Raw genomic sequence first — 24,271 nt, 5'->3', positions numbered from 1 at the left:
GCGTTGTCAGTCCGGCGGTCCACAATGGACCGCGTCAGTAGCTCGTGTCGTACCGAACAAGCTCAGGTTGTCCGAACAGAATCTGTGAAGGAGTCGCAGCCGCGATGGCCCGCCGTAGCACGAAGACCCCGCCGCCGGACGACTTCGAGGAGAAGATCCTCGACATCGACGTCGTCGACGAAATGCAGGGCTCCTTCCTCGAGTACGCGTACTCGGTGATCTACTCCAGGGCCCTGCCCGACGCCCGCGACGGCATGAAGCCGGTGCACCGCCGCATCGTGTCCCAGATGAACGAGATGGGGCTGCGCCCCGACCGCGGCTATGTGAAGTGCGCCCGCGTCGTCGGCGAGGTGATGGGCAAGCTGCACCCGCACGGCGACGCCTCGATCTACGACGCCCTGGTGCGCATGGCGCAGCCGTTCTCGATGCGCCTTCCCCTCGTCGACGGCCACGGCAACTTCGGTTCCCTCGGCAACGACGACCCGCCGGCCGCCATGCGGTACACCGAGTGCCGGATGGCCGACGCCACGTCGTTGATGACCGAGGCGATCGACGAGGACACCGTCGACTTCCAGTCGAACTACGACGGCCAGGAGCGCGAGCCGGTCGTCCTCCCCGCCGCCTACCCCAACCTCCTGGTCAACGGGGTGTCCGGAATCGCCGTGGGCATGGCCACCAACATGCCTCCGCACAACCTGGGCGAAGTCATCGCCGCCGCCCGGCATCTGATCAAGCACCCGGGCGCCGACGTCGAGACGCTGATGCGCTTCGTGCCGGGACCCGACCTGCCGACCGGCGGCCGCATCGTCGGACTGAACGGCATCAAGGACGCGTACACGGCGGGCCGCGGCACGTTCAAGATCCGTGCCACCGCCGCCGTGGAGAACGTGACAGCCCGCCGCAAGGGCCTCGTCGTCACCGAACTGCCCTTCACCGTCGGCCCGGAGAAGGTGATCGCCAAGATCAAGGACCTGGTCTCGGCGAAGAAGCTCCAAGGCATCGCCGATGTCAAGGACCTCACCGACCGGGCGCACGGACTGCGTCTGGTCATCGAGGTGAAGAACGGCTTCGTGCCGGAAGCGGTGCTGGAGCAGCTCTACAAGCTGACGCCGATGGAGGAGTCCTTCGGCATCAACAACGTGGCGCTGGTCGACGGCCAGCCGCTCACCCTGGGCCTCAAGGAGCTGCTGGAGGTCTATCTGGACCACCGCTTCGAGGTGGTGCGCCGGCGCAGCGAGTTCCGCCGCACCAAGCGCCGCGACCGGCTGCACCTGGTCGAGGGCCTGATCGTCGCCCTCCTCGACATCGACGAGGTCATCCGGATCATCCGGGACAGCGACAACTCCTCGCAGGCGAAGGAGCGCCTGATGGCGCACTTCTCGCTGAGCGAGATCCAGACGCAGTACATCCTGGACACCCCGCTGCGCCGGCTCACCCGTTTCGACCGGATCGAGCTGGAGAGCGAGCGGGACAAGCTCACCGGCGAGATCGACGCGCTGACCGCGATCCTGGAGTCGGACGCGGAGCTGCGCAAGCTGGTCTCCTCGGAGCTCGCCGCCGTGGCGAAGAAGTTCGGCACGGACCGGCGCACGGTGCTGCTGGAGTCGGCCGGTGCGCAGATCGCGTCCGTGCCGCTGGAGGTGGCGGACGACCCGTGCCGGGTGCTGCTCTCCTCGACGGGCCTGCTGGCCCGCACGGCGAACGCGGAGCCGGTCGAGATCTCCGAGGACGCCCGTCGGACCAAGCACGACGTGATCGTGTCGGCGGTGGCGGCGACGGCGCGCGGTGACGTCGGGGCGGTGACCTCCACCGGCCGGATGCTGCGGCTCTCGGTGATCGATCTGCCGCAGTTGCCGGACACGCACGCGGAGCCGAATCTCTCGGGCGGGGCGCAGATCTCCGAGTTCCTCAGCCTGGAGGCGGACGAGGAGCTGATCTGCCTGACCACCCTGGAGGAGTCCTCGCCCGGCCTCGCGATCGGCACCCTCCAGGGCGTGGTGAAACGCGTCGTGCCGGACTACCCGCCCAACAAGGACGAGTTGGAGGTCATCTCCCTCAAGGACGGTGACCGCGTCGTGGGCGCGACCGAGCTGCGCACGGGCGAGGAGGACCTGGTGTTCATCACCTCCGACGCCCAGTTGCTCCGTTACCCGGCGGCGTCGGTACGTCCGCAGGGGCGGGCCGCCGGAGGGATGGCGGGCGTCAAGCTGGCGGCCGGGGCCGAGGTGCTGTCGTTCACGGCGGTGGATCCGGCGGCCGAGGCGATCGTGTTCACGGTGGCCGGCTCCCACGGCACGCTGGACGACTCGGTGATGACGTCCAAGCTCACCCCGTTCGACCAGTATCCGCGCAAGGGCCGGGCGACCGGCGGAGTGCGCTGTCAGCGGTTCCTGAAGGGCGAGGACGTTCTGGTGTTCGCGTGGGCGGGCCCCGCCCCGGCACGGGCCGCGCAGAAGAACGGCACCCCGGCGAAGCTGCCGGAGCCGGACCCGAGGCGGGACGGCTCGGGCACGCCGCTGCTGGAGACGGTGGCCGTGATCGCGGGACCGCCGCTGTAGGCGGGATCCTCCCCGTTCGGCGGGGAGCGGCCGGGGGCGGTCACACCTCCGTGGCCGCTTCCCGTACGTCCACGGGGTCCGTCTCCTGGTGTACGTAGCGGAGCACGCCCCACATGGCGCGCTCGACGTCAGCGGCGTCCGCACGCACGGGTTCGTCCGCACGCACGGGTTCGTCCGCACGGCAGGCGGCGAGTCGGGCGAGCAGCGCTTCGGCGTCGATGCCCGCGCCGATCATGACGAGCTGGGTGAGCCGCTGTTCGCCGCGCGCCCACGGGCGGGGGGCGAAGCGCAGGAAGCGGCCCACCGCGTGCAGCGCGTACGTGTTGTGCCGGTCCCCCGCGCCGAAGTCCGCGAACCCCTTGATCCGGTAGAGCCCGTCGGGCCGGGAGTCGAGGAACTCCATGAAGCGGCGCGGGTCCATGGGGATGTCCGAGGTGAAGTCGACGCTCTCGTACGAGGCGTGGAGGTGGTCGCCGTGCCCCTCGCCCTCCTCCTCCCGCAGCAGGTCCTCGAAGGTGAGCTGGCGGACCGTGTCCTCGTGGTCCGGCCGCAGGGCCGGGTCGAAGAGGAGCTCGGGGTCGATCCGGCCGTGCGCGGCGGAGATCACGGCGGCCGGGCCGCTCAGCTCCGTGACCGTCGCCCGCAGCCGCTCCCGTTCGGCCTCCCCCACCCGGTCGGTCTTGTTCAGGACGACGAGGTCGGCGACGGCGAGATGACGGTCGATCTCCGGGTGCCGCTGACGGGTGCGGTCGAATTCCGCCGCGTCGACGACCTCGACGAGGCCCCCGTACAGAATGTGCGGGTTGTCGCTGGCCAGCAGCATGCGGACGAGTTCCTGGGGTTCGGCCAGACCGCTCGCCTCGATGACGATCACGTCCAGCCGGGCGGACGGCCGGGTCAGCGTCTCCAGGAAGGTGTCGAGTTCGCTCGCGTCGACGGCGCAGCACAGGCAGCCGTTGCCCAGCGAGACCGTCGATCCCACCTGCCCCGAAACGGTCATGGCGTCGATCTCGATGGCCCCGAAGTCGTTGACGATCACGCCGATCCGGGTGCCCGCGCGGTTGCGGAGCAGATGGTTCAGGAGTGTGGTCTTGCCGGAGCCGAGGAAGCCCGCCAGGACGACGACCGGGATCTGCGGGGTGCGGGGCGGGGTCAACGGGGGCCTTTCTGGGGGCGTTGTCAGCGTGCCGGGACCGGCTGCGGCGGGGGTGCGCCGACGTAGCGGGCCGCCGGGCGGATGATCTTCGAGTCCTCCGCCTGCTCCAGGATATTGGCGCTCCAGCCGATCACCCGTGCCGCACAGAAGGTGGGGGTGAACATCGCACGCGGCAGCCCGCACAGCTCCATGACCACTCCGGCGTAGAACTCCACATTGGTGTGCAGTTCCCGGCCCGGCTTGAGCTCGGCGAGGATGGCCTCGACCTGGCGTTCCACCTCCACGGCGAAGTCGACGAGCGGCCCGCCGAAACCCTGCGCGAGGGACTTGAGCATCCGGGAACGCGGGTCCTCGGTGCGGTAGACGGGGTGGCCGAAGCCCATGATGCGGTGGCCGGAAAGGACCTGCTCGCGGATCCAGCCGTCGATGCGGTCCGGGGTGCCGATGGCGTCCAGGGTGTCCAGGGCCCGGCTGGGGGCTCCGCCGTGCAGCGGTCCGGAGAGCGCGCCCACCGCCGCGACCAGACAGGCGGCCAGGTCGGCTCCGGTGGAGGCGACGACCCGGGCGGTGAAGGTGGAGGCGTTGAAGCCGTGGTCGACGGTCGAGATGAGGTACTGCTCGACGGCCCTGGCGTGCTCCGGCTCCGGCTCCGTCCCGGTCAGCATGTACAGGTAGTTCGCGGCGTGCGGCAGGTCCTCGCGGGGCTCGACCGGCGAGAGGCCCTGGCCCAGGCGATGGAGTGCGGTGAGGATCGTGGGGACGGCCGCGCAGGCGGCGAGCGCGTCCTCCCGGCGCCGCCCGGCCCCGATGTCGTACACCGGGCGGAATCCGGCCGAGGCTCCGAGCAGGGACAGCGCCGTGCGCAGTCCGGCGAGGGGGCCGGAGACGGCGCCGGCGCGGGCGATGGCGGGCAGCGCCTCGCGCACCTCGGCGGGCAGGGTGCGCAGGGCGGCCGTGCGGGTGGCGAAGTCGGCGGCGGCTGCCCGGTCCGGCAGTTCTCCGTGGACCATCAGGTACCAGACGTCCTCGAAGCCGCGGGTCCGCGCGAGCTCGATCGCCGAGTACTGGCGGTAGTGGTAGAAGCCCTCGCGCCCGCGTACGTCGCCGAGGGCGGTATCGGTGACGACGACGCCGGCGAGGCCACGGGGGACGGCAGGGGTGGTGGTCATGGCTGTTCTCTTTTCGACGCTCGGAACATTGATTCGACTGTCTATGATTGACTCGATTTCTGTCAACGTTGATTGAATCAACATAGGGGCCGAGATCCTTGGACTCCCTCATGGATTCAGGATGGATACGGTGGTCGGCATGACGGATCAACCAGCGCCCGACGAGCGGGAAGCACCCCGGCTCACCACCCGGGAGGCCGCCGAACTGCTGGGCGTGAAGCCGGAGACGGTGTACGCCTACGTCAGCCGGGGCCAGCTGAACAGCGCGCGGGCCGCCGGAGGGCGGGGCAGCACGTTCGACGCCGACGAGGTCCGGGCGCTGGCCCGGCGCTCGGGGCGCCGGGACGCCTCCCCGGCCGGGGGCGACCTGGCCTTCCGCACCGGTATCACGCTCATCGAGGGCGACCGCTGCTTCTTCCGCGGGGTCGACGCGACGGAGCTGGCCGGGCGCTACGGCTACGAGGAGGTCGCCGAGTGGCTGTGGACGGGCGAGGTGCGTCCCGGCGCCCGGTTCACCGCGACCGCCGGTACCCTCGCGGCGGCGCGCCGGACGGTCGGCGCGCTGCCCGCGCACAGCGGGTCGACGGACCGGCTGCGGGTGGCGGTGACCGCCGCGGCGGCCACGGATCCGCTGCGGTTCGACCTGTCGCCCGAGGCGGTGCTGAGCAGCGCCCGGAGTCTGATCCCGACACTGGTGGGCGCGCTGCCGGCGCTCGGTGGCCCGGAGGACGACGGAGGCTCCCTGGCGCGGGCGCTGTGGTCACGGCTCACCGCGGAGCCGGCGGACGCCCCGTCCCTCGCCGTGCTGGACGCGGCCCTGGTCCTCCTGATCGACCACGACCTGGCCGCCTCCACCCTGGCCGCCCGGGTCGCCGCCTCCGCGCGGGCCCACCCGTACGCCGTGGTGTCGGCGGGCCTCGGCGTGCTGGAGGGGCCGCTGCACGGGGCGGCGAGCGGGCTGGCGCACCGGATGCTCCGGGAGGCGGTGGACCGGGGCAGCGCGGTCCCCGTTGTCGCCGATCACCTGCGGACCGGGCGGCGGGTGCCGGGCCTGGGGCACCGGCTGTACCGGGGCGAGGACCCCCGGGCGACGGCCCTGTTGGCGCTGCTGGAGGAGGTACCGCAGGCCGCCGGGGCGCTGGCGGCGGCCCGCGAGGTGGTGGAGACGACGGCGCGGCACGCTCCGCTGCACGCCAACATCGACCTGGCGCTGGCCGTCCTGTCCGTCTCCCGGGGGATGGCGGCGGACGCGGGCGAGACCGTGTTCGCGGTGTCCCGCACCGCGGGCTGGATCGCCCACGCGCTGGAGGAGTACGGGGAGCGCCCGCTCCGCATCCGCCCCAGCGGGCAGTACACGGGCCCCCGGCCTCCCCAGCCGCTGCCCGGCCCCCGGACTCCCTCTCAGGCCTGAACCAGAGGGCTCGGACAACGCAAATTAGCTACGGATCACAGGGAATTCTCGCGCGGCGGCTGGGCGGTGGACGCGCGCACCACCAGCTCCGGCTCGAAGAGCAGTTCGTCCGAGGGCACGGCCCGTCCGCCGATCTGCACCGAGAGCAGCTCCACGGCCGCGCGCCCCATGGCCTCGATGGGCTGGCGGACGGTGGTCAGGGGCGGCTCGGTGCAGTTCATGAAGGCCGAGTCGTCGTAGCCGACGACCGACACCTCGCCGGGCACCGAGAGACCGCGGCGGCGGGCGGCGCGCACGGCGCCCAGCGCGAGCGGGTCGCTCGCGCAGATGATGCCGGTGACGCCCCGGTCCAGCAGCCGCATCGCGGCGGCCTGCCCGCCCTCCAGCGAGAACATCGCGCGGGCCACCCACTCGTCGGGCACGGTCCTTCCCGCCGCCTCGGCGAGCGACCGGGCGGCGGCGAGCTTGCGCTGCGAGGGCACGTGGTCGGACGGGCCGAGGACGAACCCGATGCGCTCGTGCCCGAGCGAGACGAGGTGCCGCCAGGCCTGCTCGACGGCGACGGAGTCGTCGCAGGAGACGCCGGGGAAGCCGAGGTGGGCGATGGCCGCGTTGATCAGCACCACGGGGATCTTGCGGTCGGCGAGCACCTTGTAGTGGTCGTGCGGGGCGTCGGCCTGGTGGTAGAGGCCCCCGGCGAAGACCACCCCGGAGACCTGTTGCTGGAGGAGCAGCTCGACGTAGTCGGCCTCGGAGACGCCGCCCTTGGTCTGGGTGCAGAGCACCGGGGTCAGCCCCTGCTGGGCGAGCGCGCCGCCGACCACTTCGGCGAACGCCGGGAAGATCGGGTTCTGCAGCTCGGGCAGGACCAGCCCGACCAGCCGGGCCCGTTCGCCCCGCAGCTGGGTCGGGCGCTCGTACCCGAGGACGTCCAGCGCGGAGAGGACGGCCTGCCGGGTGGCGTCGGAAACGCCCGGCTTGCCGTTCAGCACCCGGCTGACCGTCGCCTCGCTGACTCCCACCTTCTGGGCCACCTGAGCAAGTCGTCGCGTCATGCGCGCAAGATTAGCGCAAGAAGTGCAAGCGGATTGCGTTGAGGGCGAACTCCTCGGGAGTGCTCCAGGAACGCTCACAGACACAGCGCCGCGAAACAAGAGGTGCCTACGGCCAACTCCCGGACGGACACCGAACCACGGCCGAATTTCCGCCCGGCCCTCCCGCCCCTTACCGTCTCTACGATGAACGCCCCACCGACCCCCGGCAGGGGACCGCGCCGGTTCGGCTGGCCCCAGCGGGTTTTCTCCCAGGTCCTGCTGATGCAGCTGACCGTCATCACCGGCGTGACGATCCTGGTCACCGGTCTGTTCCTGGCCCCCCTCAGCGACCAGCTGGACGACCAGGCGATGCGCCGCGCCCTCGCCATCGCCCAGAGCACCGCCGCCCAGCCGGGGATCGTGCAGGACCTGACCAGCACGGACCCGTCGGAGCGGGGCCCCGTCCAGTCGGCCGCCGAGCGGGTCAGGCGGGCGACCGGAGCGGAGTACGTCGTCGTCATGAACCAGCGCGGGGTGCGCTGGTCGCACCCCGACACCCACCGGATCGGCGCGATCGTCTCCACCGACCCCGGTGAGGCGCTGCGCGGCCGCGAGGTGATGGAGATCGACAGCGGAACACTCGGCCGCTCGGCGCGCGGCAAGGTGCCGCTGCTCGGCCCGTCCGGCGACGTGGTCGGCGCGGTGTCGGTGGGCATCGCCTACGACAGCGTCCGCGCCCGGCTCCTCGGGGCGATCCCGGGGCTGCTGGCGTACGCGGGCGGGGCCCTGGCCGTGGGGGCGCTCGCCGCGTACCTGATCTCCCGCCGGTTGCAGCGGCAGACCCATGATCTGGCGTTCTCCGATATCTCCGCGCTCCTGACGGAACGCGAGGCCATGCTGCACGGCATCCGCGAAGGGGTCGTCGCCCTGGACGGGGCCGGCCGCGTCCGGCTGCTGAACGACGAGGCGCAACGGCTGCTGGGCGTGGGCCCGGAAGCGGCGGGCCGGACCCTGGAGGAGGTGCTGGGCGACGGCAGGACCACGGACGTGCTGGCCGGGCGGGTGGTCGGCGACGACCTGCTGGCGGTACGGGGCAGCCGGGTGCTGCTGGCCAACCGGATGCCCACGGACGACGGCGGGGCCGTGGTGACCCTGCGCGATCGGACCGAGCTGGAGCACCTGGGCCGCGAACTCGACTCCACCACGGGGCTGATCGACGCCCTGCGCGCCCAGGACCACGAGCACGCGAACCGGCTGCACACCCTGCTGGGGCTGCTGGAGCTGGAGATGCACGAGGACGCGATGGAGTTCGTCACGGAGGTGGTCGGCGTGCACCGGGCGACGGCCGAGCAGGTCACCGAGAAGGTCCAGGACCCCCTGCTGGCCGCCCTCCTGGTGGGCAAGGCGACGGTCGCCGCCGAGCGCGGTGTATCGCTGCGGCTGGCCCCCGGCACCCTGCTGCCGGACCGGGTGGTCGATCCCCGGGGTCTGGTCACCGTCATGGGCAACCTCGTCGACAACGCCACGGACGCGGCGGCCGGATCGGACGGGGCCCGGATCGAGGTCGGGCTGTGCGCGGAGGGACGTACGGTGGTCCTGGATGTGCGCGACAACGGCCCCGGCGTCCCCCAGGAGCAGCACGCGTCGATCTTCACGGAGGGCTGGTCCACCAAGGAGGTCCCGGCCCACGGCAAGCGCGGTCTCGGACTCGCCCTCGTGCGGAGGCTCGCGGAGCGTCAGGGAGGCAGTGTGTCGGTGTCCGGGGCGGACGGAGGCGGTGCCGTGTTCACGGTGGTCCTGCCGGAGGCGCTGGCCGAGCCCGGGCCCGAGGCCCCGGCCGAGCCGGCCCCGGGCTCCCCCGACGGTCCGCCGCCCCCCACGTATCCGGCCACGAGGGGAGGCCGCCGGTGATCCAGGTCCTGATCGTGGACGACGACGTCCGGGTGGCGCAGATCAACGCCGCGTACGTCGCCAAGGTCCCCGGCTACCGGGTGGCCGCGCGGGCCCACTCGGCGGCCGCGGCACTGGAGGCGGTCGAGAAGGTCCCGGTGGACCTGATCCTGCTGGACCACTATCTGCCCGACCGCAACGGCCTCGCCGTCGTACGGGAACTGCGCCGCCTCGGCCGCCAGGCCGACGTGATCATGGTGACGGCCGCCCGGGACGTCGCGACCGTGCAGGACGCGATGCGGCACGGCGCCCTCCAGTACCTGGTGAAGCCGTTCACGTACGCGGGGCTGCGCTCGAAGCTGGAGGCGTACGCGGCCCTGCGGCAGGCCCTCGACGGGGGCGGGGAGGCCGAGCAGGCGCAGGTGGACCGGCTCTTCGGCGCACTGTGGGCGGCGGAGGAGCCCGCTCTCCCCAAGGGCCACTCCCCCACCACCGCCGAGCTCGTCCGGGGCGCCCTGCGCGGCGCCGACGGCCCGCTCTCCGCCCAGGAGATCGCGGACAGCGCGGGGATGAGCCGCCAGACGGCCCAGCGCTATCTCAAGCTGCTGGAGCGCACCGGCAAGGTCAGACTGACGCTGCGCTACGGGGAGACGGGCCGGCCGGAACACCGGTACGCCTGGGCGGCCGGCTGAGCCGCCCAGGAGCCCGTACGGCGCTCTGCCGGGGACCCACGCTCCCCGGAGCACGCTCCACGCCGCCCCGGAAACGTACGCGGCCCCCGCTCCGGTGGTACGGAAGCGGGGGCCGGCGGGAGCTCAGGATCAGGCGTCGATGCGCGAGCGGTCCAGAGTGGCCGCGGAGCTGGTGATGAACTCCTTGCGGGGCGCGACCTCGTTCCCCATCAGCAGGTCGAAGACCTGCTCGGAGGATTCCAGGTCGCCGATGTTGATGCGCCGCAGCGTGCGGTGGCGCGGGTCCATCGTCGTCTCCGCCAACTGGTCGGCGTCCATCTCGCCCAGGCCCTTGTAGCGCTGGATCGATTCCTTGATCCGGACGTTCTTGCGCCGGAGCTCCAGGAGGGTCTGGCGCAGCTCGTTGTCGGAGTAGGTGTAGATGTACTTGTCCTGGCCCTTCTTGGGCTGGACCAGCTCGATCCGGTGCAGCGGCGGGACGGCCGCGAAGACCCGCCCCGCCTCGACCATCGGGCGCATGTAGCGCTGGAAGAGGGTCAGTAGCAGGCAGCGGATGTGGGCGCCGTCGACGTCGGCGTCCACCAGCAGGACGATCTTCCCGTAGCGCGCGGCGTCGATGTCGAAGGTGCGCCCGGACCCGGCTCCTATGACCTGGATGATCGCGCCGCACTCGGCGTTCTTCAGCATGTCCGAGACGGACGACTTCTGTACGTTGAGGATCTTTCCGCGGATCGGCAGCAGTGCCTGGAACTCACTGTTCCGCGCCAGCTTGGCCGTGCCGAGCGCCGAGTCGCCCTCGACGATGAACAGCTCACTGCGCTCCACGTCGTCGCTGCGGCAGTCGGCGAGCTTGGCGGGCAGCGAGGACGACTCCAGCGCGGTCTTGCGGCGCTGGGCGTCCTTGTGCTGCCGTGCGGCGATCCGGGTGCGGGCGGCGGCCACGGCCTTCTCCAGCACCGCTCTGGCCTGCGCCTTGGCGTCCCGCTTCGTCGAGGTCAGGAAGGCCTTGAGCTCCTTGGCGACCACGGCTGCCACGATCCGGTTGGCCGCGGAGGTGCCGAGCACCTCCTTGGTCTGCCCCTCGAACTGCGGCTCGGCGAGCCGTACGGTGACGACGGCGGTGAGCCCTTCGAGGGCGTCGTCCTTGACGACGTCGTCCTCGGCGACCCGCAGCATCTTGGCGGAGCGGAGCGCCTCGTTCACCGTCCGGGTCAGGGAGCGCTCGAAGCCCGTGACATGGGTGCCGCCCTTGGGGGTGGCGATGATGTTCACGAAGGACCGTACGGTCGCGTCGTAGCCGGTGCCCCACCGCAGGGCGATGTCGACGGCCAGCTCGCGGGTGACCTCGGTGGCGGTCATGTGGCCGCGGTCGTCGAGGACGGGCACGGTCTCCTTGAAGGTGCCGGTGCCGCTGAGGCGCTGGACGTCGCAGACGGCCTTGTCCCGGGCCAGGTACTCGCAGAACTCGCTGATGCCGCCGTCGAAGCGGAATGTCTCTTCCGTCTTGCCCTCGCCGCCCAGCCCTCGTTCGTCACGGACGATGATCGTGAGACCGGGGACGAGGAAGGCCGTCTGGCGGGCGCGCTGGTAGAGCGTCTCCAGGTCGAGCTTGGCGTCCTTGAGGAAGATCTGGCGGTCCGCCCAGTACCGCACCCGGGTACCGGTACGGGTCTTGGGGACGCGCTTGCCCTTGCGGAGGCCGTTGGCCGGGTCGAACGGGCTGTCCGGCCCCTGCTCGGTGAACATGCCGGGGACACCGCGCCGGAAGCTGATGGAGTGGGTCGCGCTGTTGCGGTCGACCTCGACGTCCAGGCGGGCGGAGAGGGCGTTGACCACGGAGGCGCCGACGCCGTGGAGACCGCCCGAGGCCGCGTAGGAGCCGCCGCCGAACTTGCCTCCGGCGTGCAGCTTGGTCATGACGACCTCGATGCCGGAGAGGCCTGTCTTGGGCTCGACGTCGACCGGGATGCCACGGCCGTTGTCCCGGACCTCGACGGAGGCGTCGTCGTGGAGGATGACCTCGATCTGGTCGCAGTAGCCGCCCAGGGCTTCATCGACGGAGTTGTCGATGATCTCCCAGAGGCAGTGCATCAGGCCACGGCTGTCGGTGGACCCGATGTACATGCCGGGGCGCTTGCGGACCGCCTCCAGCCCTTCGAGGACGAGAAGGTGCCGCGCGGTGTAGTTGGAGCTGTCCCGGTCGCCGCCTGCTCCGGTCAGCATCGCGGTGGACGGCACGGACGTTTCGGCGGTCACGCGGTTCGCTCCTCGCTGAATTTCATCTGGGGCCCCCGTGGGGATCGGGCTGGGCTTCGGTTGCCGCTGAGAGCCTACAGAGGCCTGGTAGAGCGGTTGTAACGCCACCCTCGGGGAATCCTCATGCTAGACGAGCCTCCTCCAGGCTCGCATGGATGTTCGATCATTCGTTGGAGTGACGTGCACATCACGTTCCCTTCGACGCATGAACCATTTAGGCTCCGGGCACGTCCTCATGAACAAACCGGCAAGCCGGCCGGTGGGACCCACCCCCAAGACAAGCAATGCGAAACCGTAGCGCTCCGCATACGGCACATTCGCCGCCAACCGGCAACAGACAGCCACACCGAGAAGAAGTTTCGAAGAAAAGCCACGAGCGGGAACGTTTTCGGCCTGGTTGGATGTTGACCCTGGTACGACAGCTCGTCGAGCTAGAGAAGAGGCGACGTGACTACTGTTCTGACCCCCGCGAGCCCGCTGACCGCAGCAGACCGCTGTGACCGTTGCGGCGCCCAGGCATATCTGCGCGTCGTCCTGATCAGCGGCGGTGAACTGCTCTTCTGTGCCCACCACGGGCGCAAGTTCGAGCCGGAACTCAAGAAGATCGCCGCGGAAATACAGGATGAGACGGATCGGCTCACCGCCGTGCAGACGGCCGCTGCCGACGAGGAACAACACTGATACCTCGCATCCACGACGAGCCAGGGGCCGGTCCAGGACCGGCCGACGGGCGGCTCCCCCACCGGGGGAGCCGCCCGTTCTCGTCGTGACGGCCAGGCCGCGCTAGGCGACTCCGCTCCGGCTCAGAGGCGGCCTGCGGCCCATTCCAGGGCAGCGGAGACGCGTGTGTACACCCCGGGGCTGCCCGCGCGCCCGCAACCGCTGCCCCAGGACACCAGGCCGATGAGCCGCCCACGGGCCACCAGCGGCCCGCCGCTGTCTCCCTGGCACGCGTCCCGCCCGCCCGCCGGATCGCCCGCACAGAGCATCGCCGCGGCCTTGTACGTGCCCTCCTGGCCGCCCGGGTAGGCCCGCGCGCAGTCGCTGTCCGGCAGGACCTGGACCCGCGCGGAGCGCAGCACCGAGGCGTACGCGCCGCTCCCCGTCGTGTCGCCCCACCCGTAGACGGCCGCCGAGGTCCCTGCCCGGTAGGCGGTGTCCCCGTCCTTGGCCGTCGGAATGACGCCGCCCTTCGGCATCGCGCGGGACAGCGTCAGCACCGCGAGGTCGCCGGTGTTGGAGGCGGGGTCGTACGCCGGGTTCACCCAGATGGACCGGACCGGGATCTCCTGGCCGCCGGAGTCGCTCAGCCGCTCGCGGCCGGCGATGACCAACAGGTCCTTCACCCGCTCCACCGGTCCGCCGAGCGCCTCGTCACTCAGACAGTGGGCGGCCGTCAGGATCTTCGTGGGCGCCACGGCGACGCCGCCGCAGAACTGGCCCGCGCGCGCCCCTCCGAACCGGTCCCGGCTCGACAGCGCCACGGCCCAGGGGCTGTCCGCCACCGGGGCGGGCTGTCCGCCGACGATGATGCTGTCCGCGAGCGCCGCGGAGGGCGAGGCGAGCGGCATCACGGTCGCGGCGGCGGTCAGGGCGAGCACCCCGGTCAACGCACGGACGACGGAACGGGGCATGGAGGCTCCTGACGCTGAGGCGGTAACGGTCCACCCAGCGTGATCCAGCCGGTCACCGTCCGCACCCGAGGACACGCCGGAGGGCCCGGATCCCCTGGGGGTTCCGGGCCCTCGGCCGGTGAATCTTCCGCGACCTAGTCGAGGTAGTCGCGCAGCACCTGCGAGCGCGACGGGTGACGGAGTTTCGACATCGTCTTCGACTCGATCTGACGGATGCGCTCACGCGTCACCCCGTAGACCTTGCCGATCTCGTCGAGCGTCTTCGGCTGACCGTCGGTGAGGCCGAAGCGCATCGAGACCACACCGGCCTCACGCTCGGAGAGCGTGTCGAGCACGGAGTGGAGCTGCTCCTGGAGGAGCGTGAAGCTGACCGCGTCCGCCGGGACGACGGCCTCGGAGTCCTCGATCAGGTCACCGAACTCGCTGTCGCCGTCCTCGCCGAGCGGGGTGTGCAGCGAGATCGGCTCGCGACCGTACTTCTGGACCTCGATGACCTTCTCGGGGGTCATGTCGAGTTCCTTGGCCAGCTCCTCCGGGGTGGGCTCGCGGCCCAGGTCCTGGAGCATCTGGCGCTGCACGCGCGCGAGCTTGTTGATGACCTCGACCATGTGCACCGGAATACGGATGGTGCGGGCCTGGTCGGCCATCGCGCGGGTGATCGCCTGACGGATCCACCAGGTGGCGTACGTGGAGAACTTGTAGCCCTTGGTGTAGTCGAACTTCTCGACCGCGCGGATCAGACCGAGGTTGCCCTCCTGGATCAGGTCCAGGAAGAGCATGCCGCGACCGGTGTAGCGCTTGGCCAGGGAGACCACCAGACGGAGGTTGGCCTCCAGGAGGTGGTTCTTGGCCCGTCGGCCGTCCTCGGCGATGATCTCCAGCTCGCGCTTGAGCTTCGGTGCGAGCTTGTCGGCGTTGGCCAGCTTGTCCTCGGCGAAGAGACCGGCCTCGATGCGCTTGGCGAGCTCGACCTCCTGCTCGGCGTTGAGGAGGGGAACCTTGCCGATCTGCTTCAGATAGTCCTTGACCGGGTCGGCGGTGGCGCCGGCGACGGCGACCTGCTGCGCAGGCGCGTCGTCCTCGTCGTCGTCGGAGAGGACGAAGCCCTTGTTCTCGCCCTCGCCCTCCTCTTCCTCGCCCTTGGCGGCCTTGACTTCCTCGACCGGCTCGTCGCCGTCGAGGAGCTCGTCGTCCTGCTTGCCGGACTTCTTCGCCGCTGTCTTCTTGGCCGCCGTCTTCTTCACGGCGGTCTTCTTGGCCGCCGTCTTCTTGGCTGCCGTCTTCTTGGCGGGAGCGGCCGCGACGGCGTCGTCGGCCACCGCGTCCGCGCTCTCGGCCGCCGGGGCGGCGGGGGCCGCGACGGTCCTGGTCACGGTGGTCTTCGCCGCGACGGTCTTGGTGGCGGTGCGCTTGACCGGGCTCTTCGCTGCGACGCTCTTGCGGGCGCGCTTCGGCGACTCCGCGGCACTGACCATCAGCGTCACACCCTCTTCCTCGAGGATCTGGTTGAGGCTGCGCAGAACGTTCTTCCACTGGGTTGGCGGAATCTGGTCAGCCTCGAAGGCCCGACGCACGTCATCGCCGGCGATCTGCCCATCAGCCTTTCCCCGCTCGATGAGCGCCATCACAGACTCGGACTCGGCGATCTCCGGCGGGAGCGTACGGGATGTGCTGGCCGACACGAACAACCTCTCGGAACGATGGAAACGGCTTCCGGCCCCGCCCTGGAGAGGGCTGGAACCGACGACCGTCGACTGGGGATGTCGCCGACGGCGCGGGTTTGGCCTCAGAACTGCACAGCGCACCCGAGGGTTGCTGTATTCCTTCCGCGACGCTCACCTCTTAAGTCATCGCGCTGCTTCGAGGAGTGTTACGGCCAATCCGCGTGGCCCGAGTCACACCTCATACGCGACGAAATGGGCCAAGGGTGCCATCCCCCCACAATTATGCCGCCGGACCCGTGCGGTCCGGCGGCACCGGGCCCACACACCCGTCCGCGCCCCGGTCAGTGCTCGCGCGGCGCGGGAACCACACGCTCGACGTCGGGGTGGACGACGAGCAGTTGGCGCATGGCCGTCTCGGCGGCCCCGGCGTCGCCGGAGGCCAGGGCGTCGGCGATGCGCGCGTGGTGGGCGAGCGAGGTCTCGCCCGGACGGTCGCAGCCGGTGACCGGGCCGCCGGAGACATGAAGGGCGGCCGAGACGATGCCGGAAAGGTGTTCGAGCATCCGGTTGCCCGCCGCCTGGATGAGCAGGGCATGGAACTCCGCGTCGGCGCGGGAGAAGGTGATCGCGTCCCCCTGCCCCATCGCGTGCCCCATGATCTCCACCATGTCGCCGAGCCGCTGCTGAATGTCGTCCCGGCCGTGCCCTGCCGCGAGGCGGGCGGCGAGCGGTTCGATGGTCCAGCGGAGCTCGGCCAGCTCGCGGCGCTGGTCGTCACGCTGCGGACCGAAGGCCCGCCATTCGATGATGTCGGGATCCAGCAGGTTCCAGTCGCTTACCGGCCGGACCCTCGTACCGACATTGGGGCGCGCGCTGACCAGCCCCTTGGCTTCGAGGACGCGCAGGGATTCGCGGACGACGGTGCGGGACACCTCGAACCGCTGGCCGATCTCCTCGGGAACGAGGGGGCGGTCCGCACCGAGGTCACCGGAAACGATCATCTGGCCGAGCTGCTGGACGAGTTGGCCGTGGAGACCGCGCCCCCGGCTGGCCGATCCCCGTCGGCTCGCCCGTCCCAGCTCCGAATCGGAACCGCCCCAGGCCCGGGAAGCGGCACGCTCGCCGGCCGGCGCCTCCGTATAGGGATAGCGGTCGAGTTCGCCCGAGCCGGTCAGGCCGGAGTCGACGGTGCGGGCGGCGGTCATCGTGGTGTGCGCAAGGGTACTCACGCATCCTTTGTCGGCGTGGCTCGCCCACCCCTTGAGGTCTTTGGTGAAAAGCACACGAAAGGGTGATCGGCGCTCGCTCCGCAATTGACGCCATATCCCTACAAAATAGTCATTTCTCCGGGAGTTGTGGGACCTTGTCCTCGCTACGGCGCGACGGCGATCACCAACGCGCCCTCCCTCGAAGGCTGGTGAACAGATACGCGCAGATCAGGGCTGACAACGACAGGGCGAGCGCGGTGCCGACGGGCTGCGCCACCACCCGCGCGACGGCCAGGACCCAGTGGTCCACCTGCTGGGGCAGCTGCCACCCGGCCAGTTCACGCAGGCGGCCCGGGAGCCCGGCGACCGAACGCGCGGACGGCGCCGCGAAGAGCTTCTGCACCAGCGGAACGACGAGCACGGGAACGGCGAGCACGGCGGCGACCCCCGCTCCGGCCACCCGGAAGACGCCGGCGGCCAACAGCCCCGCCCAGGCACAGCCGACCGTCAGGCCGGCCCAACTCGCTCCGAGCGCGAGGGCGTTCGAAGGAATCTCGATCAAGTCCGGTCCGTACATGAGCCGGAGGCTCTGCGCTCCGCACACCACGGCGAGGCCCGCGAGCAGCAGAGCGAAGCTCGCGGTCACGGTGAGCTTGGCCAGCAGCAGACCGAGCCGCCGGGGCACGGTGCCGCGCGCGGCGGCGAGTGCCGGATAGCGGAACTCGTCCCCGAAGGACAGTGCCCCGAGCAGGCCCGCGCCGAGCGCGGCGGGAGGGAGCGGCAGCAGGGCCGGCCACGCGGCGAGCACGCGGGGCAGCCCGGTGCCGTCCGTGCGGGCCAGCAGCACCGACACCGCGGCCGACACCACCAGAACGGCCGCCATGATCATGGCCGTTGTCCGGACACCCAGGGAGCGTCGCAGTTCGTACCGGAGGGGACGCAGGGGGCCGCGCGCGGGGCGCACCCGGATCGGGGGCGGCAGCTCGGAAAGAGTGACGGCCGAGTCGCCCCGCTCCCCTCTCCCGGCCTCCGCCGGCGCGGCAGGTCCGGTGTCGCCGATCTCGTCGGCGAGCCGGTGCACGGGCACACCGTGCCGGTACGCGGTGTCGCCGATCTCCGCGCAGCTACTGCCGTACACCGTCAGCCGGCCGCTCGCCTCCTCGACGACTTCGACGGAGCGCCGCGCGGCCCGGGCCTCGCGGCTGACCACGGCCGCCAGCCGGGCCGCGTGGGGGGTGCGGACGGCGACCCGGGCCCGGAGCCGGGTGCGGGCGAAGTCGGAGACGTCCTGGTCGGCGACGAGGCGCCCGCCGCCGATGGTGACGACGTGCTCAGCCGTGCGGGCCGCCTCCTTGGGATCGCCCGTGGTGTAGAGGACCGTGCCCCCCTGGGCCGCGTGCGCACGCAACAGCCCGTGGAGCCAACTGTTCTCGCGTGGGGACAGCCCTTCCGCCGGCTCGTCCAGGATCAGGGTGTGGGGGTCGCCGAGCAGCGCGGAGGCCAGGCCGAGCCGACGGTCCATCCCCACCGAGAGGGCGCCCAGGCGCTGGTCCCCCAGCCCGGCGAGCCCGACGACCTCGAGCACCTCGTCGGCCCGGGAGGCGGGCACGCCCGCGGCCGCGCAGAGCATACGGAGCTGCCCCCGGGCGGTCCGGGAGGGATGACCCGGTACGTCGCCGAGCAGCACGCCCACTTCCCGCGCCGGGTGGGCGATGCGGTGCAGCGGCCGCCCCTTGAAGTAGGCGACGCCCCGCCCCGCGTCCAGTTCGAGCATCAGCCGCAGGGCCGTGGTCTTGCCCGAGCCGGGGGCGCCCAGCAGGGCCGTGACACGGCCGGGGGGAGCCTCGAAGGTCAGATCGTTCACGGCGGGCGGAGCGTCGCGACGGGGGGTGCTGGTGAGTCCGATGGCCTGGAGCATCGCTTCTCTCGCGTCTCTCGCGGAAGGTGAGACCGCTCGGCGGCAGGGGGTACCGCAGCAACATAACGCGACATTTCAGACTTTTGGTGCAGGGGTGGACCGACAGGCGTTCCGCGGAGCCATCGCAGCGGAACGCCCGGTGGCTCAGACCTCGGGTCGCAGCATCGGCGGATTGAGCACCGTGGCCGCCCCTGCCCGGAACAACTGCGCGGGCCGGCCGCCCTGCCGCGTGGTCGTCCCGCCGGAAGGCACCAGGAACCCGGGCGTCCCGGTGACCTTGCGGTGGAAGTTCCGGGGGTCGAGGACCACGCCCCACACCGCTTCGTACACCCGGCGCAGCTCGCCGACCGTGAACTCCGGCGGGCAGAACGCGGTGGCCAGCGAGGAATACTCGATCTTGGAGCGGGCGCGCTCCACGCCGTCGGCCAGGATCCGCGCGTGGTCGAAGGCCAGCGGCTCCGCCTGCACACCCTCCCGCCCGGCGCCGGGGTGCAGCAGATCCTCCACCGGCGCCCAGCGCGCACTGTTGGCGTCGCCGCCCGCCCGGGGCGCGGGCAGGTCCGGCGCGAGGGCGAGGTGGGCGACGCTGACCACCCGCATCCGGGGGTCGCGCCGCGGATCTCCGTACGTGGCCAACTGCTCCAGATGCGCCCCGTTGCCCACGGCTGGTTTCGCCGGGTCGTGCGCGCAGAGACCGGTCTCCTCGACGAGTTCACGCGCCGCGGCGGACCCCAGGTCCTCGTCCATCCTGACGAATCCGCCAGGCAACGCCCATCTGCCCTGGAACGGGGTCTCTCCGCGGCGGACGACCAGCGCGCAGAGCGCGTGACCGCGCACCGTGAGCACGACCAGGTCGACGGTGACAGCGAAGGGCGGGAAGGCCGAAGGGTCGTAGGGCGGCATGCCGCGATCATAGTCGTCTGCCTGACGATAAACACTCCCTTCGGCATGCTGGTGATCAGTCGGGGCGCCACGTCTGCGGACGCGCGGCGAGCAGTCGGCTCGGTGGCCCGCGTTCCGGTTGGTCGGCGGGCCGGACGGACGTCCCCCGCCGGCTCGGCTCGCACCCGGGTCATCGTCGCGTCCTGCTGGAGCGACGGCCGTACCTCCGAGCCTCGCGCGACCGCCGCCCGCCCACGGTGGTCCGGGGAGCGGCGGAACGGGGTGCCGCCTTCGCCCGCTCGGCACCCGGGGGCCGGTGAGCGCGCCCCCGCCGCCGACCCCCGTCGGGCAACGGGCGGACCTTCCGGACGCGCAGCGAGGTGGCGGCCCGGTCGGCGGCGGGATCCATCGCCGCCTCCACGGCCCGGGCGTCGGAGCCCGCCCCCTCGTCCGCGGCCTCGCGCAGGCAACGGCGCAGGGCCTCCGGATCGAGCCCTTCGTTGCAGGCCCGATGCAGCAGCTGGGCGAACGTATAGCCGGGATCGGCGCGCAGCGCCAGGGCCAGGGCGACCCGCGCGCCCGGCTCGTCGCCCGTGGACCAGGAGACCCAGCCCGCCAGGGTGAGCGGCGCGGCGGCGTGCTCCCCGTACGCTCCGACGCAACGCCGTGCCAGCGTCCGCCACAGACGCAGGGCCGCCTGCGCTTCCGCACCCTCCATCCAGGCGGCAGCCTTGTCCCGGGTCTCCCGGTCCTGGAGCCCGAGAATGACGGCCGCGGCCTCGTCGGAGCCGATCAACTGGTCGTCCCCGGCGTCCGAGAGCGCGGGGGGAGCGGGCTGCGCCTCCTCGATGCGGTCCATGAGCGTGCGCGCGAGCCGAAGGGTCTCCGCCGCGACCTCTCCCCTGACCCGCTCGTCGAGGAGCCTCGGGATCAGCGCCGGTCCCGCCCGGTCCAGGGCCTCCTCCTGCGTGGTCACGGCCGCCGGGGCCTGCCAGGGCTGGAGCCGCGCCTCCATGTCGCGCAGCGTGCCCCGCACATGGACGCCCGCGTAGGCGGCGGCCGCGGCCATCACCGTGGTGCCGGGCATGGCCAGGGGGCTCCCCTGATCGGGGCAGCACCGGGTGTCGGGACAGCAGTAGGACCAGTAGCGGCCGTCGGAGATGCAGAGCGCTTCGAGGACGGGAACGTCCAGTGCTCCGCACGCCGTGCGCAGGCGTTGCGCGAAAGGCCTGAGCCGCTCCATGGTCGGCCGGCCGCCCGACCCGTCCGGAGAGTCCTGGCAGAGGAAGATCACGATCGCGTCGGGCCGCCCTTCACGGCGCTCGCTCCCCGACACCAGGCAGTCCGCCAACTGGTCGGCGACCGGCCCCCATTCGCCGGGCGCCTGCGGAATTCCCATGCGAAGCCGGCCGCCGAACCGGCCCCGCCCGCCGTGCAGGGCGACCATCACGACGCTGTCGTTGGGATAGAAGCCCATGAGATACGGGAGGGCGTCGGCGAGCTCGGCGGGCCCACGCAGGGTGATCTGCTGCTCCCCGGCCGGGCCGGTGGATTCGTGGTGCTTGTTCATGCCTTGACGGTCCCTCAGCCCGCCACGTTCCGCGACCCCTGTGGATAACGTTATCCACAGGGGTCGCGGTCGAACAGGCCGACGCCCGGTTGACCAGCACGTCGGCCCGTGCGGCGTCGGAATGGTTGCCGCCCTCGGACGCGACGTGGCTGTGCGGGCGCGCCCCCCTGAGCCTCGTTCGTCCGCCGCCAGGTCACCGACGGCACCGTCTCCCGCCATGCGTACCCGAGGGCCGAGGTGCTACCGAACGATCCGGCGCGGAAGCGGCACCTCGGCACCGCGCCACCCGAATGCCGCACTCCCTCCGGCCAAAGGGCTCGTTGTGCGGAGTGAGTGCAGCAGTGGAAAGCACGTTTCGTTTCAAATTTTGACGACTTCGAGGCCGCCTGTGCACGGCTGACGCGGCTTCGGCGACCACCCGTACGTTCCGGCTCCGGCACAGGGAGCCGGGAACGATGCAGAGAACGAGGAGCAGATGTACGAAGGAAGCGTTCCGCTCGAGGACTTCCTCGATACCTTGAACCGGCTGCAGGCCGACTTCGAGCGACGCCTCGGAGGCATCGAACGCACGGTGCTGTCGGGTCCCACGGCGCACTCCCGTGCCCAGGAGCGTTCCGGTTCGTCGGTCTGGACACCGGAGGACGGCTACCGTCCCTTCGGACTGGAGGCCATCTGGACCTCGCGCAGCACTTCGCCGACTGACCGTGCGAGCGGCCGTCGGAACCCGGCCCGTCCGCCCCACCGGGATACCTTCTTCGACTGACCAGCCAGGAGAAAGCTTTCCGCTCGACGTGTCGCGGCGGCAGTCGACCCGGATTCCGGACGGTCGAGCTGCCCTCACCGGCCGGAACGCCGTCGCGGCCTATCCCGCCACGGCCAGGACAAGCGGGAGCACCTGATCGGCACCGGCCTGGCGGAGCAGGCGTGCGCCCACAGCGAGGGTCCAGCCGGAGTCGGTGTAGTCGTCGACGAGCAGAACCGGACCGTGGACGTCGGCCAGCGCGGCGGCGAGCTCTTCCGGCACGGTGAACGAGTCGGCCAGGGCACGCAGCCGCTGGGCGGAGTTGCTGCGGTGCCCGGCGTGCTCGTCGGCATACGAGGTGTGGGCCAGGCTGCCCAGGAGCGGGAGTCTCCCGACCCGGGCCACACCCTCGGCCAGGGAGGTGACCAGCTGAGGGCGGGCGCGTGACGGCACGAGCACGACCCCCACGGGCCGCGCCACCGCGTCGGGAGACCCGCCGGCCCAGCCGCCCGACGAGCGGGCCCAGTCCGCGAGCACCGTCACCACGGCGTTCAGCACATCGTCCGGGACCGGCCCGTCGGCCGCCTGCGCCAACAGGAGCGGGCGCAGGCGGTTGCCCCAGCCGATGTCGGACAGCCTCCCCAGCGCACGCCCCGTCATCGCCTGCTGCCCCGCGGGGATACGGCCCTTGAGGTCCATGCCGACCGAGGCCAGGCCGGTCGGCCACATCTTGCGGGGGTCGACCTCGACGCCCGGCCGGTCGAGCTCACCGGTCGCCGTCGACAGGGCCGCGGAGGAGACGGCCGGATCGAGCCAGGGGCCGGCGCAGTTGTCGCAGCGGCCGCACGGCACCGCCTTCTCGTCGTCGAGCTGCCGCTGCAGGAACTCCATGCGGCACCCCGTGGCCGCCACGTAGTCCCGCATCGCCTGCTGCTCCGCCGCCCGCTGCTTGGCGACCCACGCGTAGCGCTCCGCGTCGTACGCCCACGGCCGCCCCGTCGCGGTCCAGCCGCCCTTCACGCGCTTGACCGCACCGTCCACGTCCAGGACCTTCAGCATCGTCTCCAGACGCGAGCGCCGAAGCTCCACCAACGGCTCCAGCGCCGGCAGCGACAACGGACGGCCCGCCTGCTCCAGCACGTCCAGGGTGCGCCGCACCTGCTCCTCGGGCGGGAACCCCACCGAGGCGAAATACGCCCAGATCGCCTCGTCCTCCTTGCCCGGAAGCAGCAGGACGTCGGCATGGTCGACGCCGCGCCCCGCACGCCCCACCTGCTGGTAATAGGCGATCGGCGACGAGGGCGACCCCAGGTGCACCACGAAGCCGAGGTCCGGCTTGTCGAAACCCATCCCCAGCGCAGAGGTCGCCACCAGAGCCTTCACCCGGTTCGCCAGCAGATCCTCCTCCGCCTGCAACCGGTCGGCGTTCTCCGTCTTCCCCGTGTACGAGGCCACCGGATATCCGCGCTGCCGCAGAAACGCGGCGACCTCCTCCGCCGCCGCGACCGTCAGCGTGTAGATGATCCCCGAACCCTGCAGGTCCCCGAGCCGCTCCCCCAGCCATGCGAGCCGGTGCGCCGCGTTCGGCAACTCCAGCACACCCAGCCGCAGGCTCTCGCGGTCCAGGGGCCCCCGCAGAACCAGCGCGTCGCCGCCGCCCGTGCCCAATTGCTCGGCCACATCCGCGGTCACCCGCGCGTTGGCGGTGGCCGTGGTGGCGAGCACCGGCACTCCCGCCGGCAGCTCCGCGAGCATCGTGCGCAGCCGACGGTAGTCGGGCCGGAAATCATGACCCCAGTCGGAAATGCAGTGCGCCTCGTCGACCACCAGTAGACCGGTCGTCGCCGCGAGCTTCGGCAGCACCTGATCACGGAAGTCCACGGAGTTGAGGCGCTCCGGGCTCACCAGGAGAACATCGGTCTCCCCGCGCTCCACCTCGCCGTAGATCGTTTCCCATTCCTCCGGGTTGGCCGAGTTGATGGTGCGAGCCCGGATGCCCGCCCGCGCCGCCGACTCGACCTGGTTGCGCATCAACGCCAGGAGCGGCGAGATGATCACCGTCGGGCCTGCTCCGCGCCGCCGCAACAGCGCGGTGGCCACGAAATACACCGCGGACTTCCCCCACCCCGTGCGCTGGACCACCAGCGCTCGACGGCGCTCCTCCACCAGGGCCGCCACCGCCTGCCACTGATCCTCCCGCAGCCGCGCCGACCCTCCGGGCGCACCGACCAGCTCAGCGAGGATGGCGTCGGCTTCGGTGCGGAGCTCCAGGGTGTCCATGCCTCCATGCAACCCGATGGGACTGACAATCAGCGAATCCACCCATGGCGACGGCGCGCTCAGGGGGTGTTTCCGCTGGTCCTCGCGATTCAGGGGGGACGGGAGGAGTCACGACGGGCGGGGATGGGCAGGGATATCAGTGTCATTCCGGATGATTCCCGTCAGCCGCAGCAATTGCTCGTTGCCGCCTGCCGGTGGGCCAGGGAG

The 24,271-nt window shown here is 71.5% G+C and carries 17 protein-coding genes; 6 read left to right on the top strand and 11 right to left on the bottom strand.

From position 1 onward, the window contains the following. The first annotated feature begins 104 nt into the window (after positions 1-104). Complete coding sequence (locus tag PSQ21_RS27940) at positions 105-2,558, top strand: DNA gyrase/topoisomerase IV subunit A (RefSeq protein WP_274034022.1); 2,454 nt, start codon at positions 105-107, stop codon at positions 2,556-2,558. Positions 2,559-2,598: 40 nt separating this feature from the next. Here PSQ21_RS27940 and PSQ21_RS27935 read toward each other — a convergent pair whose 3' ends face one another. Together PSQ21_RS27935 and PSQ21_RS27930 are read right to left on the bottom strand one after the other, a co-directional pair. Then, on the bottom strand, positions 2,599-3,714 hold the full coding sequence (locus PSQ21_RS27935; protein ID WP_274034021.1) for a CobW family GTP-binding protein: 1,116 nt from the start codon (positions 3,712-3,714) through the stop codon (positions 2,599-2,601). Positions 3,715-3,737: 23 nt separating this feature from the next. After that, the gene (locus PSQ21_RS27930) at positions 3,738-4,883 is read right to left on the bottom strand and encodes a citrate synthase/methylcitrate synthase (RefSeq protein ID WP_274034020.1); all 1,146 of its coding nucleotides are present in this window, start codon (positions 4,881-4,883) and stop codon (positions 3,738-3,740) included. 139 nt (positions 4,884-5,022) lie between these two features. Between PSQ21_RS27930 and PSQ21_RS27925 the strand changes: the two genes are divergently transcribed. Further along, entirely contained in the window at positions 5,023-6,294 is a 1,272-nt protein-coding gene (locus PSQ21_RS27925; RefSeq protein ID WP_274034018.1) for a citrate synthase, read from the top strand. A gap of 35 nt (positions 6,295-6,329) precedes the next feature. Here PSQ21_RS27925 and PSQ21_RS27920 read toward each other — a convergent pair whose 3' ends face one another. Then, positions 6,330-7,349, bottom strand: coding sequence for a LacI family DNA-binding transcriptional regulator (locus PSQ21_RS27920; protein ID WP_274034016.1), 1,020 nt, complete (start codon positions 7,347-7,349; stop codon positions 6,330-6,332). 183 nt (positions 7,350-7,532) lie between these two features. Between PSQ21_RS27920 and PSQ21_RS27915 the strand changes: the two genes are divergently transcribed. After that, a complete protein-coding gene (locus tag PSQ21_RS27915; RefSeq protein WP_274034014.1) occupies positions 7,533-9,239 on the top strand; it encodes an ATP-binding protein in 1,707 nt (568 codons plus the stop codon). Then, positions 9,236-9,910 carry a response regulator gene (locus PSQ21_RS27910; RefSeq protein WP_274034013.1) on the top strand — a complete coding sequence of 225 codons (675 nt, stop codon included), beginning with the start codon at positions 9,236-9,238 and terminating at the stop codon, positions 9,908-9,910. The genes PSQ21_RS27915 and PSQ21_RS27910 overlap by 4 nt, the downstream gene beginning before the upstream one ends. Before the next feature lie 129 nt (positions 9,911-10,039). Here PSQ21_RS27910 and PSQ21_RS27905 read toward each other — a convergent pair whose 3' ends face one another. Continuing rightward, positions 10,040-12,166, bottom strand: coding sequence for a DNA gyrase/topoisomerase IV subunit B (locus tag PSQ21_RS27905; RefSeq protein ID WP_274034012.1), 2,127 nt, complete (start codon positions 12,164-12,166; stop codon positions 10,040-10,042). A 447-nt stretch (positions 12,167-12,613) separates the two neighbouring features. On the opposite strand from PSQ21_RS27905, the gene PSQ21_RS27900 reads away from it, so the two are divergent. Further along, positions 12,614-12,847 carry a DUF7455 domain-containing protein gene (locus PSQ21_RS27900; protein WP_018957087.1) on the top strand — a complete coding sequence of 78 codons (234 nt, stop codon included), beginning with the start codon at positions 12,614-12,616 and terminating at the stop codon, positions 12,845-12,847. Between the two features lie 122 nt (positions 12,848-12,969). On the opposite strand, the gene PSQ21_RS27895 is transcribed toward PSQ21_RS27900, so the two are convergent. From PSQ21_RS27895 to PSQ21_RS27870, 6 genes are all read right to left on the bottom strand, one after another. Further along, positions 12,970-13,800 (bottom strand): S1 family peptidase, encoded by an 831-nt coding sequence (locus PSQ21_RS27895; RefSeq protein WP_274034010.1) that lies wholly within the window; start codon positions 13,798-13,800, stop codon positions 12,970-12,972. Between the two features lie 134 nt (positions 13,801-13,934). Beyond that, entirely contained in the window at positions 13,935-15,482 is a 1,548-nt protein-coding gene (locus PSQ21_RS27890; protein ID WP_274034009.1) for an RNA polymerase sigma factor, read from the bottom strand. A 323-nt stretch (positions 15,483-15,805) separates the two neighbouring features. After that, positions 15,806-16,747 carry a FadR/GntR family transcriptional regulator gene (locus tag PSQ21_RS27885; RefSeq protein WP_274034008.1) on the bottom strand — a complete coding sequence of 314 codons (942 nt, stop codon included), beginning with the start codon at positions 16,745-16,747 and terminating at the stop codon, positions 15,806-15,808. 106 nt (positions 16,748-16,853) lie between these two features. Next, complete coding sequence (locus PSQ21_RS27880) at positions 16,854-18,590, bottom strand: ABC transporter ATP-binding protein (RefSeq protein WP_274034006.1); 1,737 nt, start codon at positions 18,588-18,590, stop codon at positions 16,854-16,856. A 144-nt stretch (positions 18,591-18,734) separates the two neighbouring features. Continuing rightward, the gene (locus PSQ21_RS27875; RefSeq protein WP_274034004.1) at positions 18,735-19,493 is read right to left on the bottom strand and encodes an NUDIX hydrolase; all 759 of its coding nucleotides are present in this window, start codon (positions 19,491-19,493) and stop codon (positions 18,735-18,737) included. A gap of 169 nt (positions 19,494-19,662) precedes the next feature. After that, positions 19,663-21,042: a DUF4192 domain-containing protein gene (locus tag PSQ21_RS27870; protein WP_274034003.1), complete on the bottom strand. Its 1,380-nt coding sequence runs from the start codon at positions 21,040-21,042 to the stop codon at positions 19,663-19,665. 475 nt (positions 21,043-21,517) lie between these two features. On the opposite strand from PSQ21_RS27870, the gene PSQ21_RS27865 reads away from it, so the two are divergent. Then, positions 21,518-21,805, top strand: coding sequence for a hypothetical protein (locus PSQ21_RS27865; protein WP_274034002.1), 288 nt, complete (start codon positions 21,518-21,520; stop codon positions 21,803-21,805). A gap of 99 nt (positions 21,806-21,904) precedes the next feature. On the opposite strand, the gene PSQ21_RS27860 is transcribed toward PSQ21_RS27865, so the two are convergent. Beyond that, complete coding sequence (locus tag PSQ21_RS27860; protein ID WP_274034001.1) at positions 21,905-24,064, bottom strand: RecQ family ATP-dependent DNA helicase; 2,160 nt, start codon at positions 24,062-24,064, stop codon at positions 21,905-21,907. Positions 24,065-24,271: the final 207 nt, after the last annotated feature.

Origin of the sequence: Streptomyces sp. MMBL 11-1 (genome assembly GCF_028622875.1) — a bacterium.
Classification (GTDB): Bacteria; Actinomycetota; Actinomycetes; order Streptomycetales; family Streptomycetaceae; genus Streptomyces.
This window is presented reverse-complemented; position numbering and strand designations above follow the sequence as displayed.

Excerpts from the sequence above, each read along its gene's own strand:
- PSQ21_RS27925 (WP_274034018.1), top strand. The coding sequence starts at position 5,023 with ATGACGGATCAACCAGCGCCCGACGAGCGGGAAGCACCCCGGCTCACC.
- PSQ21_RS27940 (WP_274034022.1), top strand. The coding sequence starts at position 105 with ATGGCCCGCCGTAGCACGAAGACCCCGCCGCCGGACGACTTCGAGGAG.
- PSQ21_RS27930 (WP_274034020.1), bottom strand. The coding sequence starts at position 4,883 with ATGACCACCACCCCTGCCGTCCCCCGTGGCCTCGCCGGCGTCGTCGTC.
- PSQ21_RS27920 (WP_274034016.1), bottom strand. The coding sequence starts at position 7,349 with ATGACGCGACGACTTGCTCAGGTGGCCCAGAAGGTGGGAGTCAGCGAG.
- PSQ21_RS27860 (WP_274034001.1), bottom strand. The coding sequence starts at position 24,064 with ATGGACACCCTGGAGCTCCGCACCGAAGCCGACGCCATCCTCGCTGAG.
- PSQ21_RS27880 (WP_274034006.1), bottom strand. The coding sequence starts at position 18,590 with ATGCTCCAGGCCATCGGACTCACCAGCACCCCCCGTCGCGACGCTCCG.
- PSQ21_RS27870 (WP_274034003.1), bottom strand. The coding sequence starts at position 21,042 with ATGAACAAGCACCACGAATCCACCGGCCCGGCCGGGGAGCAGCAGATC.
- PSQ21_RS27915 (WP_274034014.1), top strand. The coding sequence starts at position 7,533 with ATGAACGCCCCACCGACCCCCGGCAGGGGACCGCGCCGGTTCGGCTGG.
- PSQ21_RS27895 (WP_274034010.1), bottom strand. The coding sequence starts at position 13,800 with ATGCCCCGTTCCGTCGTCCGTGCGTTGACCGGGGTGCTCGCCCTGACC.
- PSQ21_RS27865 (WP_274034002.1), top strand. The coding sequence starts at position 21,518 with ATGTACGAAGGAAGCGTTCCGCTCGAGGACTTCCTCGATACCTTGAAC.
- PSQ21_RS27875 (WP_274034004.1), bottom strand. The coding sequence starts at position 19,493 with ATGCCGCCCTACGACCCTTCGGCCTTCCCGCCCTTCGCTGTCACCGTC.